This window comes from Devosia submarina, from assembly GCF_003056345.1.
Classification (GTDB): domain Bacteria; phylum Pseudomonadota; class Alphaproteobacteria; order Rhizobiales; family Devosiaceae; genus Devosia; species Devosia submarina.
In genome coordinates, this window is sequence record NZ_PYWB01000004.1 from 285,712 (window position 1) to 302,057 (window position 16,346).

Genomic DNA, 16,346 nt, shown 5'->3' on the forward strand with positions numbered 1-16,346 from the left:
ACGCCTCCCATGACCCGCCACCTCTCCCGCCTGCGCCTCACCGCCTTCCGCAACTACACCGCGGCGGCCCTGGACCTCGACCACCGCCACGTCGTCCTCACCGGTCCCAATGGTGCAGGCAAGACCAATCTGCTTGAAGCCATCTCGCTCCTGTCGCCCGGCCGCGGCCTGCGCCGCGCCAGCTTCGACACCGTCCAGGCGCAAGGCTCCGATATTGGCTGGGCTGTGGCTGCAACGGTGGAGACCGATGACGGTCCTGCCGATATCGGCACGGGCGCTGCTCCCGATGGTGGCCGGCGCGTCCGCATCAACGGCGCCAATGCGCGCTCGGTGGAAGCCATGAGCGACTACCTGCGTGTCCTTTGGCTCACCCCCGCCATGGATGGTCTCTTCGCCGGCCCAGCGAGCGATCGCCGCCGCTTCCTTGACCGCCTCGTCACGACGCTCATCCCCACCCATTCGGCTTCGGTGGGCGACTACGAAAAAACCATGCGCCAGCGCAATCGCCTGCTGGAGGAAGATGGTGATCCCCATTGGCTCACCGCCATCGAGCGGCAAATGGCCGAGCTCGGCGCCTCCATTCACCTCGCGCGCACCGATAGTCTTTCCCACCTCCAGGCGCTGATCGAGCAAAGCCTTGATGACGAGAGCTTCCCCGCCGCCCATCTGGCCCTGACGCCCCTATGGGAAAACGCCGAGGAGCCGGCCTCCTCGGCAGATCTCGAAACGGCGCTTGCCGCCGCCTGGCGCCAGTCCCGCGCCCTTGATCGCGCCGCTGGACGCACCATATATGGTCCACACCGTGTTGATCTCGAAGTGACCTACCGGCAAAAGGCCATGCCGGCCGCCTTGGGCTCGACCGGCGAGCAAAAAGCGCTGCTGATCGGGCTCATCCTGGCTCATGCCCGGCTGGTAAAACTCCGGACAAGGATTACCCCGTTTCTTTTGCTCGATGAAATTGCCGCCCACCTCGACCCCGACCGCCGCCGCGCCTTGTTCGGCGCGCTCGACAGCCTGGGGACGCAGTGCTTCCTGACCGGCACTGACCAGCTCCTGTTCGAGGCCCTTGGGCCTCGGGCACAGATGCTGACGGTGCGGGATGGTCGGCTTTTCGAGGACAAGCTGCCCCGCCAATAGCCCTCATGGTCAGCCTGTCGAACCACGAGGGGCGTGGCGCCATTTCCGCCCCGGCCTTCATCCCCGGTAAACCGGGCGGAAAAGGCCAATTAACTTGGGCTTTCAGCCCCCTTCCGTTACAACAAAACCACTCTGAAACGACTGATTCGGACCCCATGACCGACCCGCAAATGACCGATCCCAATGAATACGGCGCCGATAGCATCAAAGTGCTCAAGGGGCTCGACGCGGTGCGCAAGCGCCCTGGCATGTATATCGGGGATACGGATGACGGCTCGGGCCTGCATCACATGGTCTATGAAGTGGTCGACAACGCCATCGATGAGGCCCTGGCCGGTCACGCCGATCTGGTGACGGTGACCCTTAATGCCGATGGTTCCGTGACAGTTATCGACAATGGCCGCGGCATTCCCACCGACATTCATAAGGAAGAAGGCGTTTCAGCGGCCGAGGTCATCATGACCCAGCTCCATGCCGGCGGCAAGTTCGACCAGAATAGCTACAAGGTCTCCGGAGGGCTCCATGGCGTGGGCGTGTCCGTTGTCAACGCCTTGTCGCAATGGCTCCGGCTCAACATCCGTCGCGACGGCAAGATCTTCGAGATGAGCTTCACCCACGGCAATGCCGATGGCCCCTTGAAGCAGACCGGCACCTACGAGGCTAACAAGCTGCCCGGCACCTATGAAGGCCGCTCGGGCTCCGCCATCACCTTTTTGCCATCGGCCGAAACCTTCACCATGGTGGAGTTCGACTTCAAGACGCTGGAGCATCGCCTGCGCGAGCTGGCGTTCCTGAATTCGGGCGTCCGCATCATGCTCAATGATCTGCGCCATCCCGAGCCTGTCTCGGTCGAGCTGTTCTATGAAGGTGGCCTTGAGGCCTTCGTGAACTATCTCGACAAGAGCAAGGCGCCGGTGATCGACAAGCCGATCACCATGATCTCGGAAAAAGACGGCATCACGGTCGAGGTCGCTTTGCAGTGGAACGACAGCTACCACGAGAATGTCCTCTGCTTCACCAACAACATCCCCCAGCGCGATGGCGGCACCCATCTGGCCGGCCTGCGTGGCGCCCTCACGCGCCAGGTGGTCGGCTATGCCGAATCCTCGGGCATTTCAAAAAAGGAAAAGGTTTCCGTCACGGGTGACGACACCCGTGAAGGGCTGACCTGTGTTCTCTCGGTAAAGGTCCCCGACCCCAAATTCTCGTCCCAGACCAAGGACAAGCTCGTTTCCTCCGAGGTCCGTCCGGTCGTTGAAAACATTGTCAATGACAAGCTTGGGCAGTGGTTTGAAGAGCATCCCAACGAAGCCAAGATCATTGTCGGCAAGGTCGCCGAAGCCGCTGCCGCGCGAGAAGCGGCGCGTAAGGCGCGCGAGCTCACCCGTCGCAAAGGAGCGCTTGAAATCTCCTCGCTGCCCGGCAAGCTCGCCGACTGCCAGGAGCGCGATCCCGCCAAGTCGGAAATCTTTATCGTGGAAGGTGATTCCGCCGGTGGCTCCGCCAAGCAGGGCCGCGACCGCTCCAACCAGGCTGTGCTGCCCCTCCGTGGCAAGATCCTTAACGTCGAGCGCGCCCGCTTTGACCGCATGATCTCCTCCGATCAGGTCGGAACGCTGATTACGGCGCTCGGCACCGGCATTGGTCGCGAGGAATTCAACCCCGACAAGCTGCGCTACCACAAGATCATCATCATGACGGACGCCGACGTCGACGGCGCCCATATCCGCACGCTCCTGCTGACCTTCTTTTACCGCCAGACCCCGGCCTTGCTGGAGCGCGGCCACATCTACATTGCCCAGCCACCGCTCTACAAAGCCATGCGCGGCAAGTCCGAGCAATATTTGAAGGACGAGGACGCCCTCAACGATTACCTGATCGATTATGGCCTTGAGGACGCGGTCCTCACCACCCGCGATGGCAACCAGCATGCCGGCGCGGACCTCCAGTCCATTGTCCAGCAGGCGCGCCAGATCGTGAACGCGATCGACAATCTCAACACGCGCTATAACCGCAGCCTTGTGGAACAGGCGGCCATTGTCGGCGGGCTTGATCCTGATGGTCTGGGCGATCCCGAGCGCATCGGGGGCACCATGGAGCGCATCGCCAACCGGCTCGACCGCATTTCAGACGAACTCGAACGCGGCTGGTCCGGCGCCATCACCGACGAGGAGGGCCTCGCCTTCTCGCGTACCATCCGTGGGGTCACCGAAACCCACCAGCTCGACAAGGCCCTGTTGCAGAGCGCCGACGCGCGCAAGCTGCGCCAGCTGGCCGAGCGGCTCGACGAAATATATGGCGGCGTTCCCACGCTCACCCGTAAGGGCGACACCCACTCGATCTTTGGGCCTTCATCGCTCTTCAAGGCCGTGACCGATTATGGCCGCAAGGGCGTGTCCCTGCAGCGCTACAAGGGCCTTGGCGAAATGAACGCCTCCCAGCTCTGGGAAACCACGCTCGACCCCAATGCGCGCACGCTTTTGCAGGTCCAGATCGACCAGATCGACGAAGCCGACCAGATCTTCACCGCCCTTATGGGCGATCTCGTCGAACCCCGCCGCGACTTCATCCAGGACAACGCCCTGAGCGTGTCCAATCTGGACGTCTAACGGCCTCCACTCTCCCGCCCTCATGGTTCGACACGCTCACCATGAGGGCCCGACTACATCCCGCCAGACGCCTCAATCCCCCAGTAGACCTCATGGTGAGCCTGTCGAACCACGAGGTCGTGCCCCGACCTATCCCGGCAACCGAAACCCCGACACCCCACAGCCACTCGCCCGCCAATACGCATCCACCGGCGTCCACCGCCCCCTTGCCTGCTGCTCGACCGCTGCCGCAAATGCCATTGCCCGGCACTCATCCGTTCCTGCCACCACATGCACCATCTCGTGCAGGATCGTCAGCGTCCGCAATTCATCCGCCCCCGGCGCGAAAAACCGCGGACACAGCACCAGCGGAACCGCCCCGTCCCGTGGCGGCACCCGCGTGAACGCCGCAAAGCGCGCGCATTGCCCGCCTTCGTCCGCCTGCATTTCGATTGAAACGCTTACCGTGCCGCCCCAGCGTCCCGACGAAAACCGCTGCAAGCTCAAGGCATCCCGATACTCCGCGACATTCACCCCGAAAACCTCGCCCCCCAATGCTGGCAGCGCCCCCTCGAAACTGTCCAGCGCCGAAGCCAGCGCCCGCTCCAGCACATCACTATTCTGTGCTGTCGCCGGGCCCGCCAGGCTAATCCCCGCCAGCAAAACCACAGCCCTCACCAGCGCCCTGACCATCCGCCGCTTATCTCCCATCCAAGAACCACCGCGATAAGCCCACTCACCCCGGCAAAAGCAAGGCGCCCTCGACACCTGCCGCCCTGTGTTCCCCCTGCAACACCGCGCCAACATCGGGAAAGCCGCACCATAAACGGCCACAATTCCCCCGGAAAACACGCCTCGTGGCCGCGTGCGCTGCGCCCCCATCAAACAGGCGCCAAAACACGAGCCGGCCAGCAAAGCTTCACCTTGCGTTCGCGTCCCCGATTCCCAAGCCAGCGGGAACGGAGTAGAAGCGGCAAGGGGCATTCGAAACTGGGTATGCTTGATGGACTTCCGCATTTCCGCCGATGATCGCGTTGGTGGCCGGCCCGCCAAGGCCACCAAGCCGCGCGGCACGACCCGCCCTAAGGGGCAGGGCTCGCGCGTCGAGCCCTCCATGGGCCGCTCGGTCGGTGTTTTTGTGGATGACGAGCGCTCCGGCGGCGTGCCGCCCAATGCACCCCGCGGCAAGGCGCCCAAATCTCCCAAGCCCCCCAAGCGCGGCAAGGCTAAGCTGCCGGCACCCAAGCGCAAGCGCTCGCGCTCTGGCGGCTTCCTCATGGGCCTCCTCTGGTGGGGCTTTGTGGCGTGCCTTTGGGGCGGCATCGCTGTTATCGGCATTATCGTTTACTATGGCGCCCAGCTGCCCTCGTCCGACACCTGGGCCATTCCCGATCGCCCGCCCAATATCCGCATTCTGGCGGCCGATGGCTCGCTGATCTCCAATCGCGGCGCCACGGGCGGCGAAGCCATCACCTATCGTGAACTGCCCTATTATGTCCCCGCGGCGATCATCGCCTCGGAAGACCGCCGCTTCATGAGCCATTTCGGCGTCGACCCCATTGGCCTTGCCGCGGTGGCCGTTGAATCCATCCGCGCCCGCGACGTCACCCGCGGCGCCTCCACCATCACCCAGCAGGTCGCCAAGAACCTCTTCCTCACCCCCGACCAGACCCTGGGCCGCAAGGTGCAGGAAGCCATTCTGGCCGTCTGGCTGGAACAGAACTACACCAAGGAAGAGATCCTCGAGCTCTACATGAACCGGGTGTATTTCGGTTCGGGCGCCACGGGTATCGAAGCTGCAGCGCAGACCTATTTCGGCGTTTCCGCCCGCAATCTGTCCCTGGGCCAGGCGGCCATGCTTGCCGGCATCCTGCCCGCGCCATCTGCCTATAATCCCAAAAGCAATCCCGAGCGCGCCATCACGCGCCAGCGCCTTTCGCTCAATGCTATGGCCGAAGAAGGCTATATCACGCGCGAAGAAGCCCAGGCCGCCCAGATCGACCCCAGCCAAAGCGTACGCACCCGCGTTGCGGGCTCGGAATCCTATGTCGCCGACTGGGTTGAATCCTTGATGACCGCCTATCTCGGCGAAATCAAAACCGACGTTGTCGTGCAGACCACCATCGATTGGAAGATGCAGCGCGACGCCGAGTTCATCGTCAAGGAAATGGTCGCCTCCGAAGGCCCCAAGCGCGGCTTCAGCCAGGGCGCCCTTGTTGCCATGGATGTGGACGGCACAGTCCGCGCCATGGTGGGCGGCGTCGATTACCAGAAAAGCCAGTACAACCGCGCCGTCACGGCCAAGCGCCAGCCCGGCTCAACCTTCAAGCCCTTTGTTTATCTGGCCGCCATGGAAAAGGGCTACACGCCCGATACCCTCGCCGAGGACGCCCAGTTCGACTACAATGGCTGGAGCCCGCGCAATGCCTCGGGCAAATATGCCGGCACCGTGACCTTGCGCCAGGGTCTCGCCTATTCGCTCAACACCATAACGGCGCGCCTTGCGATCGACGTGACGCCCGAAGTCGTGGTGGATGTGGCTGCGCGCATGGGCATTTCCTCGCCCCTCACGCCTGTTCCCTCCATTGCCCTTGGCAGCCAGGAAGTGAACCTGCTGGAGCTGACATCGGCCTACGCTCCCTTCGCCAATGGCGGCATGGGCGTCATCCCCAATGTCATCACCAACATCAAGAGCAAGGACGGCGACGTTCTTTATGAAGCTTCCGATGCCGGCCCCGGCCGCGTCATTGCGCCCAATGTTCTTGCCGAAATGAACGACATGCTCAAGACCGCCGTGGAAGTGGGCACCGGCAAGGGCGCTAATCTCAGCGGCTGGGAATTCGCGGGCAAGACCGGCACCAGCCAGAACGCCCGTGACGCCCTGTTCGTGGGCTATAGCTCTGCCATGGTCACCGGCGTCTGGCTCGGCAACGATGATGACACCAAAACCACCCTCTCGGGCGGCAACGTGCCGGCGGCCATCTGGTCCGAATTCATGACCAAGGCTCATTCCGGCAAGCAGCCCGCGCCGCTTCCGGGCGGCTCCTATGAGGGCCAGCTGGTCGCCCAGCAGGTGATCGACCCCGCCACCGGCCAGGTCGCCATCGATCCCAATACCGGCCAGCCCATGGTGCAATATGTGGATGCCGGCACCGGCCAGCCTGTCCAGACCGTGACCGATCCGGCCACCGGCCAGCTCATGCGCATCGATCCCGCAACCGGCCAATATGTTGCCGCCGACCCTGCAACAGCCCTTGCCCCCACCGGGCAGGCCGGCGTCAGCGATCCCAATGCGGCCTACAGCAATGGCGCCCAGATCGACCCCAATACGGGCCAGCCGATCAACAGTACTGGCGGCTACCTCGTGGACGCCTATGGCAACCAGATCGATCCAGCCACCGGCATGCCCGTGGGCCAGGTCGTGGGTGGCAACCAGGTCGTCCAGCCCCAGGCCATCGACCCGGTCACCGGCTATCCGCTTCAACAGCAGAACCCAGGCGTCGGTCAGGCCCCGATCGACGCCAATACGGGCCAGCCCATGACCCTGGTCACCGACCCTGCCACCGGCCAGCAAGTCTGGGTGCCCAGCACCCCGGCCCAGATGCAGCCCCCCGCCGACATCATGGTCCAGCCCGCGCCCATCCAGAACGAACGCGCCCAACGCACCCTGATGGACATCATCTTCGGCGCCGAGGAAAACTAGAAAACGAAAACATCCCGGCCCCGCGCCGGGATTTTTTACGCTGACTGCTATGCGCTCAGGGTCGAGCACAATACGCCCCCACCCCACCTCTCAGAGGCCTCACGGTGAGCCCGTCGAACCAGGAGGCCGAGCGAGTGGAGCCCCGTGCACGCCCCCATGATTCGACAAGCTCACCATGAGGTCTACTGAAAACCCTAGAACCCGGCACGTCCGGCCGGGTAAGACGGCCTAACCACCTCACCCACCGGCCGTCACCCTCGGGCTGGACCCGAGGCCCTGCACTTCCCCATCCCACCATAAGTGCAATCCCCTTGGGTCAAGCCCAAGGTTGACGATCGGGCCGGCAACAAGAAATCACCCCATTACCCCGACTTCTCAAAGGTCCCCTGATAAGCTCGTTGAACCACAAGGCTGCGCGAGTGCAGTTTGAAGTGCCACGCCCCCATGGTTCGACAGGCTCACCATGAGGTCTGCTGAGAAAACGTGGAGCGGAGCATGCAGGGCGCCCAAGCCAAGCGCGGTGATAACGACCGCAGCAACAACTCACCAGCCCCTCCAACCCACGAGCCCCTCAAAGGCCTCATGGTGAGCCTGTCGAACCACGAGGCCGAGCGAGTGGAGGGTCAGATGCGATGTCCCCGTGGTTTGCCCCACCCCCGATGTCATGCCGGCCCTGAGCCGGCACCCATCCTGAGATGTCAGCTTCGGCAAAGTGGACGACCAACCCACCACTCCGCACCCACGACCCCCTCAAAGGCCTCATGGTGAGCCCGTCGAACCACGAGGCCGCTCAAGTGGAGCTTCCTACCGCCCGCCCAACCGCGTGCGCTGCATCCCGTTCTCGTCAAAATTCTCCGGCGCCAGCCAGCGCTCGAACTCCGCCTTCAACCCCGGCCATTCCCCATCGATCATGGAAAACCAAGCCGTATCCCGGCTCTCGCCCTTGACGATCATGTCCTGCCGGAACAGCCCCTCATACTGAAACCCGAACCGCCTTGCCGCGGCCTTGGATGGCCCATTGCGATTATTGCACTTCCATTCAAAGCGCCGGTAGCCCAGCTCATCAAACGCGTGCCGGGCAAAAAGGAACAGCGCTTCGGTTGCCAAGGGCGTCCGCGCCATGGGCAAGCCCCAATAGATGCCACCGATCTCAATGGAAGCATGCTGGGGAAATATCCGCAGCCATCCCTGCCGCCCCACCGCCTTGCCGGTCCGCTTGTCCACCACCGCAACATAGCGGTCCTGTCCCGCAGCACTCGCCTCGATCCAGGCCGCCACGGCTGCGAGGCTCTCGGGTGGCTCGGAGGGCAGCCAGCGATAGCGCTCGGCCGCGCCTGGCATGGTGGAAACCTCATAAAGGTCAGCCGCATGCCGCTGCTCGACGGGCTCGAGCCTGACATAGCGCCCCTCGAGCACGATCCGCTCAGGCGCCCCCTTGGCCGGCTGGACACTCATCGCCGGGCCTCCCAGATCTGCGCCAGCCCGGCCCGGTAATTGGGATAAAGCAGCTCGATCCCCAGCGCCTCCTTGATCGCGCGATTGCTCACCCGCTTGTTGTCCGCGTAAAAGCTTCGCTGCATGGGCGTCATCTCTGCTTGATCGAACGCAATGGCGGGCGGCGGCTCCACCCCCATCATTTCGGCTGCATGGGTCACCAGATCCTGTGGCGGCGCCGGCTCGTCATCGGCAAGGTTGAATGTGCCATCGAGCCGTGCCTCGGCCGCCAGCGCCGTTACCCGGCCGATATCGTCCACATGGATGCGGTTGAACACTTGTCCCGGCTTGACGATCCGCCGCGCCGTTCCATCCCCAAGCTTGTCAAAGGTCGAACGCCCCGGCCCATAGATCCCCGCCAGCCGCAATATAGTGAGCGGCACCCCACGCTCGCGCGCATAGTCGCGCCACGCCTGCTCGGCCAGAACCCGACGATCGGATCGCTCATTGCGCGGCACCAGCGGTGCACGCTCATCGATCCACTCGCCCCCGAAATCCCCGTAAACGCCAACCGTGGAATAATAGCACAGCCATTGCAGATTGTCGGCCGCATCCAGATCAGCCCGATGGTGCTGCAGCGCCGGATCGCCCTCTGCACCCGGCGCAATCGAGAACACCACATGGCTCGCCGCCCGCACCGCTTCCCCCAGCGTATCCCCCGGCCTTGTGCCGTCAAACACATGCGCCCCGATGCCCTCCTGCTTTAACCGCAAGGCCTTTTCGGTGGTGCGAACGGTGCCTTCAACGTTAACAGTCTGCTGACATCTACGCAGCTGTGCTAACGCCGCGAGCGAGGAAAATCCGAGCCCGAAAAAGAACGCCTTCATGCCAATTCCCCTGTCCATTCGACCCGCACTGCCGCATCGTTTTCCCACGGTTCAAAGGAAAGCCTGAGCATTTCCGCCCGCGCCGGCGCCAGCCGCCGCATGGCCCAGATCGCCGCCCCCCGCACCAGCGGATCTTCGTCCACAAGCTTTGCTTCGGCCAGTGGCACAAGGCTTTGATCCCTGGAATTGCCTATGGCTATCAACACATTACGCAAAAACCGCCCCAGCCCGATCCGTTTGATCGGCGAGCCAGCAAACATCTGCCGAAACCCCTGGTCATCCAGCTGCACCAAATCTGCGAGACGTGGCCGCTCAAGGTCATCCCGCGCCCTGAGCTTTGCTTCATGGGCAATCGACGCGAACTTGTTCCATGGGCACACCGCCAGGCAATCATCGCACCCATAGATGCGATTGCCCATGGGCGCGCGGAATTCAACCGGGATCTGCCCCTTATGCTCCACGGTGAGATAGGCGAGGCACCGGCGGGAATCGAGCTGGAAAGGCCCGGGAAAGGCCCGTGTTGGGCACACATCGAGGCACCGCGTGCACCGCCCGCAGCTTTGCGGATGCGACTTGTCCACGGGCAGGTCCGCCGAGGTTACAATGGCCCCCAGAAACAACCAGGAGCCAAAATCGCGACTGACCAGAACCGTATGCTTGCCCTGCCACCCCAATCCAGCCGCTTCCGCGAGCGGCTTTTCCATCAGGGGCGCTGTATCGACGAACACCTTGACCGCTTCACCCGAACGCCGCGCCAGCAATCCGGCTAGTTCCTTGAGCTTGCCCTTGATGATCTCATGGTAATCGCGATTGCGGGCATAAACGGAAATAGATCCTAGCGATTTCTCCTCGAGAATGCCAAGCGGGTCGCTTTCCGGTCCGTAATTATAGCCAAGCAGGATCAATGACTTGGCTTCGGGCCACAACCCCTTGGGGCTTCCCCGGCGTTCCGCTGTTTCGGCCATCCATTCCATGTCCCCGTGCCAGCCCGCCTCAAGCGCCTGCCGTAGCTTTTCCGGCAAATCTGGCCGCGCATCGGCGCCCGCAATCCCGAAACTGCCAAACCCAAGCGCCATCGCCCGCGCGCGCAGCTCGGCAACAAGGTTTTCGGAATTGGGTAGGGCGATGCTCAAACAGACCTCATGGTGAGCCCGCACCGGCAGGCCCTGCAAACCCGGCCCTTCTAGCTCAAAACAAGGCCCGATGCACAATCAAGCGAGCGTGCGGGTGTCTCAGAAATCCAGATCCGCATAGCCCCGCTGCGGCGGCATCGCGACCACCCGGTCGTTCAAAAGCGTGCGGAATGCCGGGCGCGACTTGATGCGCGAGTACCAGTCCCGCGTTTCCCCAGCCTTGCCCCAGTCGATGTCGCCCAGATAATCCAGCGTCGACAGATGCGCGGCCAGTGCGAAGTCGGCCAGCGTCATGGTGTGGCCGGCGAGCCATGAATGATTGGCAAAGAGCCAATTGAAATAAAGCATATGCTCGTTGAGGTTAGCCTTGGCGATCCGCAACACGGCCGGGTCCGGTGTCGCCCCTGGCTGGTCCCGCTTGATGATCTTTTCTTCCAGGATATAGCGGGTCACTTCATCATTGAGCTTGAAGATCACCCATTCGATCATCCGCCACATTTCGGCCCGCGCCACCGGATCGGCCGGCACCAGCCCCATCACGACGCTGGGCGTATAAAGATCCTCGATAGTGTGGATATTGGCCAGAACGCCGATGATGGGCTGGTCGCTTTCGTCCAGCATGATCGGCAGCGTGGCGGCCGGATTGATCTCCAGCAGTTCGGGCGTGCGCAGCCAGGGCTTGATCTCCTCCATGTCGAGCGGCACGCCATATTCGGCGCACATCAGCCGGATCAGGCGGGAGGATGGATCAAGGGGATGGTGCAGCAAGCTTGGCATGTGACGCTCATACTCTTTTTGGGGCCGCTGTCGACTGGCCGCTTGGCGCTTGGGTCGAACAGCGCTAGTGCTTGCCAAAATTCGAAGCCCGATAGGCTGATTAGGGGATCAAATGAACGCCGATCAAGGTCTTTTTGTGCCGCTGATCCTTGGAATTCTTGAAGGGCTTACTGAATTCCTTCCCGTCAGTTCCACCGGCCACCTGCTTTTGGCTGGCCATTTCTTCGGATTGACCCAGCCGACCACCTTTATCGTGCTGATCCAGCTCGGCGCTATCCTGGCGGTCATCACCGTTTATTTCGCCAAGCTGGGCATGCTGCTCCGCGATGCTCTCCTTGGCAAGCGCTATGCCTGGCAGTTCGCGCTAGCGGTGGTCCTGGCCTGCCTGCCGGCCGTGGTCACCGGCGTCCTGCTGCGCGATTTCATCCAGGGTGACCTCTGGGAATCCGCCATGCTGATCTGCATCACGCTGCTGGTCGGCGGCGTGGTCCTCCTCATCGTCGACCGGCTGCCCCTGCAGCCGCGCTATGATGATATCTATCGCTTTCCCTGGCATTTGGCGCTGATCATCGGCCTGTTCCAGATGCTCTCGCTAGTGCCCGGCGTCTCGCGCTCTGGCTCCACCGTCGTGGGCGGCATGCTGTTTGGCGCCAGCAAGCGCGCCGCTGCCGAGTTCACCTTCTTTATCGCCCTGCCGATCATGGTCGGCGCCTTCGGCTATGATCTCTATAAAAGCCGCGACCTGATCGACGCTTCCATTGCCCTCAATGTCGCTATTGGCTTTGCCGCCGCCTTTGTCGCCGGGGCCCTGGTCGTGCGGTACCTGCTGAGCTTCGTCAGCCGCTATGGCTTTGCCCCCTTCGCCTGGTGGCGCATCGCCGTCGGCGGCGCCGGCCTCGTCGCGCTCTTTGTCATGCGCTAGCCGCCAACTGCAGAGACCTCATAACCCGCAGTAGACCTCATCCTGAGCCTACCGAAGGACGAGGTCGTGGCACGCACGCGTCCGCTCCTCCCGACCTCATGGTTCGGCAAGCTCACCATGAGGCCTCCGGGATAGTCTAAGCCAAGCCTACTGCTCGATAGCCTTGTAGGTCGCCGGGATCGAGAAGAACGCCCGCGGAATCTGCACGCCCTTTTCCACGTCATAAAGCGAAAAGGTCAGCTCCGCCCCGCTCGGCTCCACCAGGCTCCACTGCGCCAGATCCTTGGTATCGGTATCGAAAATCAGCGACACCTGCACGGTTCCCGCCACCGTCTCGTCGATCACGGTGATCGTCATATACCCGTCAGCCGTCGTAACTCCGACCACATTGGCGTTCAGCAGGTCGATATTATTGCCCAGAAACTGCCGCAGCGGGATCGTGTCCTGTGGATAGGCATAATAGGTCTCGTCACGCCGGTTGAGCACATAAAAGCCTCGACCCACCGAAACGATTTCTTCCCGGCTGGGCGGCGCATAGCGGAAGGCGATCTTGTCTGGCCGTTCCAGGAAGAACGTTCCTTCAGTGCGCCCACCATCGGTATCGATCTGCAGGAATCGGCCCACCATGGTTCGGATCTGGGAGTTGTGGGCGTTGATGTCCGCGATCAGCTGCTGTTCCTCGGCCGTTAGGGCACGATCAAGTGCCCAGGCTGGCACGCTAAGGGCAAGGGCGGCGGAAAAGCCGAGCAACAAGGCATCGCGGCGAATCATGAATGGGCGTCCCGTTGGGTAAAAGATACTGCTGAAGCTAACCTAGGAAACAATTGCGGCAACAGCTGGTTCCGTCCAGCCCTTCGGCACGACGCCGAGCAAACAAAAACCCCGGACTTGTGATCCGGGGTTTCAAGTTTGCTGCGATCTGCCTCCTAGTCCGAGCCCACCAGGATTTCGCGCTTACCGGCATGATTGGCCTGGGAAATCACCCCTTCGCGCTCCATCCTCTCGATCAAGGTCGCTGCCTTGTTGTAGCCAATGGCAAGGCGCCGCTGGACATAGGATGTGGAAGCCTTCTTGTCCGTCAGGACGATCTGCACGGCCTTGTCATAGAGCTCGTCGCCCGAGCCGGCATAATCATCGCCGCCGCCCGCGCTCTCCCCACCAAACTCGCCGCCTTCACCTTCTTCCTCGGTGATGGAGTCGAGATAATCGGGGGCGCCCTGAGCCTTGAGGTGGTTCACCACCGACTCCACCTCGGAGTCAGCCACGAACGGGCCGTGGAGGCGCTTGGTGCGGCCGCCCGAGGCCATGTAGAGCATGTCGCCATTGCCCAGCAGCTGCTCGGCACCCTGCTCGCCCAGAATGGTGCGCGAGTCGATCTTGGATGTCACCATGAAGGAAATACGGGTTGGGAAGTTGGCCTTGATCGTACCGGTGATCACGTCCACCGATGGACGCTGCGTCGCGGTGATCATGTGGATACCGGCGGCACGGGCCATCTGCGCGAGGCGCTGGATGGCGCCTTCGATGTCCTTGCCCGCCACCATCATGAGGTCAGCCATTTCGTCGACGATCACCACGATATAGGGCAATGGCTCGAGATCGAATTCCTCCGATTCAAAGATCGCTTCCCCGGTTTCCCGATCGAATCCGGTCTGCACCGTGCGAGTGATGACCTCGCCCTTGGCCTTGGATTCGGTGACGCGCTGGTTGAAGCCATCGATATTGCGCACGCCGATTTTGCTCATCTTGCGATAGCGATCCTCCATCTCGCGCACCGCCCATTTGAGCGCCACCACGGCCTTGTGCGGGTCCGTCACGACAGGGGTCAGCAGGTGCGGGATGCCGTCATAGATCGACAGTTCCAGCATCTTGGGGTCGATCATGATGAGACGGCACTGCTCGGGCGTCATCTGGTAAAGCAGCGACAGGATAAACGTGTTGATACCAACAGACTTGCCCGAACCGGTGGTACCGGCAATCAGGAGGTGCGGCATGCGGGCAAGGTCGGCAATCACCGGCTCGCCGCCAATGGTCTTGCCCAGGCAAATAGGCAGCTTGCCCTTCATCTTCTCGAAATCGGACGAGGCCAGCATTTCGCGGAAATAAACGGTTTCGCGCGTCTGGTTTGGCAGCTCGATACCGATGGCGTTCCGCCCAGGCACCACGGCCACACGGGCCGAGATGGCGGACATGGAGCGGGCAATATCATCGGCCAGCGAGATCACGCGGCTAGACTTGATGCCCGGCGCGGGCTCGAGCTCGAACAGCGTGACAACAGGACCGGGGCGGACATTGATGATGTCACCTTTAACGCCAAAGTCCTGCAGCACTTCCTCGAGCTTGCGCGCCATGGCTTCGAGGCGCTCTGGCGCATGCTCGGGCGACGGCCCGCTATGCCTGGGCTCGGAGAGCAAGGTGAGGGGTGGCAGCTCGAACCCGCCGGGCTCGTCCAGGAACGAGGCTTGCGCTTCGCGCGCAACGCGGTTGCCTTGCACCGGACGGGGCGCTGGTGCCGTCACGCGCGGCTTGGTCGGATCGGCCGGATGGAAGCGCGAATCGCCCTGCTGGCGGTGGTTGACCACCGGCGTCGGCAGATCCGCCACGAATGGCATGTCGTCCTCGTCCTGCGGCTCATCGGGATAGTCGAGCTCGGTCTCGTCATAGCTCGGGCGCGCATTGATGCGGGGCGAGATTTCCGACTCAAGCGCGGGCTCGAAGGCCGGCTCCATGACTGGCTCGACGGGCGCATGGATGCGCCGCTGCGTCGCGGCCACAACCGGCTCCCGACGCTCGACCACGGGGGCGCTATCAAGGCTGGGTTCAAGGTCATCATCGCGCCAGTTCGCGCCATCAGCCGCACGCTTTTCAGCATGGTTCGCCCGTGCGCGCCGGAATGCCGTACGCAGGGAATAGCCCATGTGCACCATGGCTCCGAGCGCAACATCCACCAGGGGGTTTGTTTCCGGCTCGTCTTCTTCAGCAGGTTCAGCCACAAAGCCCTTGCGCCCTGTGGCTGCCGCAGCGGCCTTGCCCTTGGCAGGGCCGGTGGACACCGACTTGCCCAGGCCCATGGCGATCCAGAACAGGGCAAAGGCCGGGATGGCGATGATGATCGCAAACAACGCTGCGGTAACCGCCTGCGGCTGCTCGCCAGTCACCATGGTTGCAAGCGTGGTGAAGCCTGTTCCGATTAATCCACCCAGGCCCGTTGGCAGCGGCCAGCTGGGCGGCATGGCGACAAAGGAAAGCACGCCCGCACCCAGCAGCGTCGCCCCGATCCAGCCGGTGAAGCGCAGGCCCAGGCTTGTTGGCATGCAGCGGCGCGAGAAATTCCAGCCCCAAATTGCGGGTGGCACCAGCATGATCAAGGCGGCCAGCCCAAATACCTGAAACAGCGTGTCGGCGATCACCGCGCCGGGGAAACCCAGCCAATTGGCGGGAGCCTTGGTGGTGGCATAGGAAAAGCTTGGATCGTCCACCGACCATGAGCTCAGCGCCAAGAGGCATACGGCTACGACGCCGATCAGGAAAAAGCCCGCCACGCGAAGCGGGATGCGGATGGCCAGCGCGGGCGGCGCTGCGGGAACGGCCGGCTTGCTGCCGCTGCGCGTACCGCGCTGCGGAACAGAGCGAATTTCGTCAAGAACGGGCGAGGGTGAGCTGGGCATGGGCAATCTCGATACGCCCCGAAAAAGGACTGGGGCCATTGTGCCGCAACACTAATCGGCTCGGGTTAACCCAAGGCTAACCATGCCCACCCTGGCG

The 16,346-nt window shown here is 62.8% G+C and carries 11 protein-coding genes; 4 read left to right on the plus strand and 7 right to left on the minus strand.

Annotated elements, in window-relative coordinates:
• Positions 1–9: 9 nt before the first annotated feature.
• Complete coding sequence (gene recF, locus DDE77_RS07870) at positions 10–1,137, plus strand: DNA replication/repair protein RecF (RefSeq protein WP_108396892.1); 1,128 nt, start codon at positions 10–12, stop codon at positions 1,135–1,137.
• 155 nt (positions 1,138–1,292) lie between these two features.
• On the plus strand, positions 1,293–3,746 hold the full coding sequence (gene gyrB / locus DDE77_RS07875; RefSeq protein ID WP_108396893.1) for a DNA topoisomerase (ATP-hydrolyzing) subunit B: 2,454 nt from the start codon (positions 1,293–1,295) through the stop codon (positions 3,744–3,746).
• Positions 3,747–3,875: 129 nt separating this feature from the next.
• Here gyrB and DDE77_RS07880 read toward each other — a convergent pair whose 3' ends face one another.
• Positions 3,876–4,418, minus strand: a complete 543-nt coding sequence (locus DDE77_RS07880) for a M35 family metalloendopeptidase (RefSeq protein WP_157959719.1) — start codon at positions 4,416–4,418, stop codon at positions 3,876–3,878.
• 310 nt (positions 4,419–4,728) lie between these two features.
• Between DDE77_RS07880 and DDE77_RS07885 the strand changes: the two genes are divergently transcribed.
• Entirely contained in the window at positions 4,729–7,428 is a 2,700-nt protein-coding gene (locus tag DDE77_RS07885) for a transglycosylase domain-containing protein (protein ID WP_108396895.1), read from the plus strand.
• 804 nt (positions 7,429–8,232) lie between these two features.
• Here the strand turns inward: DDE77_RS07885 and DDE77_RS07890 are convergent.
• From DDE77_RS07890 to DDE77_RS07905, 4 genes are all read right to left on the minus strand, one after another.
• Positions 8,233–8,883, minus strand: coding sequence for a GNAT family N-acetyltransferase (locus DDE77_RS07890; RefSeq protein WP_108396896.1), 651 nt, complete (start codon positions 8,881–8,883; stop codon positions 8,233–8,235).
• A complete protein-coding gene (locus DDE77_RS07895) occupies positions 8,880–9,749 on the minus strand; it encodes an SDR family oxidoreductase (RefSeq protein WP_108396897.1) in 870 nt (289 codons plus the stop codon). Before DDE77_RS07895 ends, DDE77_RS07890 begins: the two co-directional genes overlap by 4 nt.
• Complete coding sequence (queG, locus tag DDE77_RS07900; protein WP_425430733.1) at positions 9,746–10,882, minus strand: tRNA epoxyqueuosine(34) reductase QueG; 1,137 nt, start codon at positions 10,880–10,882, stop codon at positions 9,746–9,748. The genes DDE77_RS07895 and queG overlap by 4 nt, the downstream gene beginning before the upstream one ends.
• Positions 10,883–10,981: 99 nt before the next feature.
• Complete coding sequence (locus tag DDE77_RS07905) at positions 10,982–11,659, minus strand: glutathione S-transferase family protein (RefSeq protein ID WP_108396898.1); 678 nt, start codon at positions 11,657–11,659, stop codon at positions 10,982–10,984.
• Between the two features lie 112 nt (positions 11,660–11,771).
• Here DDE77_RS07905 and DDE77_RS07910 point away from each other — a divergent pair, with 112 nt between their 5' ends.
• A complete protein-coding gene (locus DDE77_RS07910; RefSeq protein WP_108396899.1) occupies positions 11,772–12,581 on the plus strand; it encodes an undecaprenyl-diphosphate phosphatase in 810 nt (269 codons plus the stop codon).
• Between the two features lie 147 nt (positions 12,582–12,728).
• Here DDE77_RS07910 and DDE77_RS07915 read toward each other — a convergent pair whose 3' ends face one another.
• A complete protein-coding gene (locus DDE77_RS07915; protein WP_108396900.1) occupies positions 12,729–13,352 on the minus strand; it encodes a LolA family protein in 624 nt (207 codons plus the stop codon).
• A gap of 155 nt (positions 13,353–13,507) precedes the next feature.
• The gene (locus DDE77_RS07920; RefSeq protein WP_108396901.1) at positions 13,508–16,249 is read right to left on the minus strand and encodes an FtsK/SpoIIIE family DNA translocase; all 2,742 of its coding nucleotides are present in this window, start codon (positions 16,247–16,249) and stop codon (positions 13,508–13,510) included.
• Positions 16,250–16,346 lie beyond the last annotated feature (97 nt).

Bases quoted from the DNA above. Each gene is read 5' to 3' on its own strand.
- DDE77_RS07885 (WP_108396895.1), top strand. From the start codon at position 4,729: ATGGACTTCCGCATTTCCGCCGATGATCGCGTTGGTGGCCGGCCCGCC.
- DDE77_RS07915 (WP_108396900.1), bottom strand. From the start codon at position 13,352: ATGATTCGCCGCGATGCCTTGTTGCTCGGCTTTTCCGCCGCCCTTGCC.
- recF (WP_108396892.1), top strand. From the start codon at position 10: ATGACCCGCCACCTCTCCCGCCTGCGCCTCACCGCCTTCCGCAACTAC.
- DDE77_RS07910 (WP_108396899.1), top strand. From the start codon at position 11,772: ATGAACGCCGATCAAGGTCTTTTTGTGCCGCTGATCCTTGGAATTCTT.
- DDE77_RS07890 (WP_108396896.1), bottom strand. From the start codon at position 8,883: ATGAGTGTCCAGCCGGCCAAGGGGGCGCCTGAGCGGATCGTGCTCGAG.
- DDE77_RS07895 (WP_108396897.1), bottom strand. From the start codon at position 9,749: ATGAAGGCGTTCTTTTTCGGGCTCGGATTTTCCTCGCTCGCGGCGTTA.
- DDE77_RS07920 (WP_108396901.1), bottom strand. From the start codon at position 16,249: ATGCCCAGCTCACCCTCGCCCGTTCTTGACGAAATTCGCTCTGTTCCG.
- DDE77_RS07880 (WP_157959719.1), bottom strand. From the start codon at position 4,418: ATGGTCAGGGCGCTGGTGAGGGCTGTGGTTTTGCTGGCGGGGATTAGC.
- DDE77_RS07905 (WP_108396898.1), bottom strand. From the start codon at position 11,659: ATGCCAAGCTTGCTGCACCATCCCCTTGATCCATCCTCCCGCCTGATC.
- gyrB (WP_108396893.1), top strand. From the start codon at position 1,293: ATGACCGACCCGCAAATGACCGATCCCAATGAATACGGCGCCGATAGC.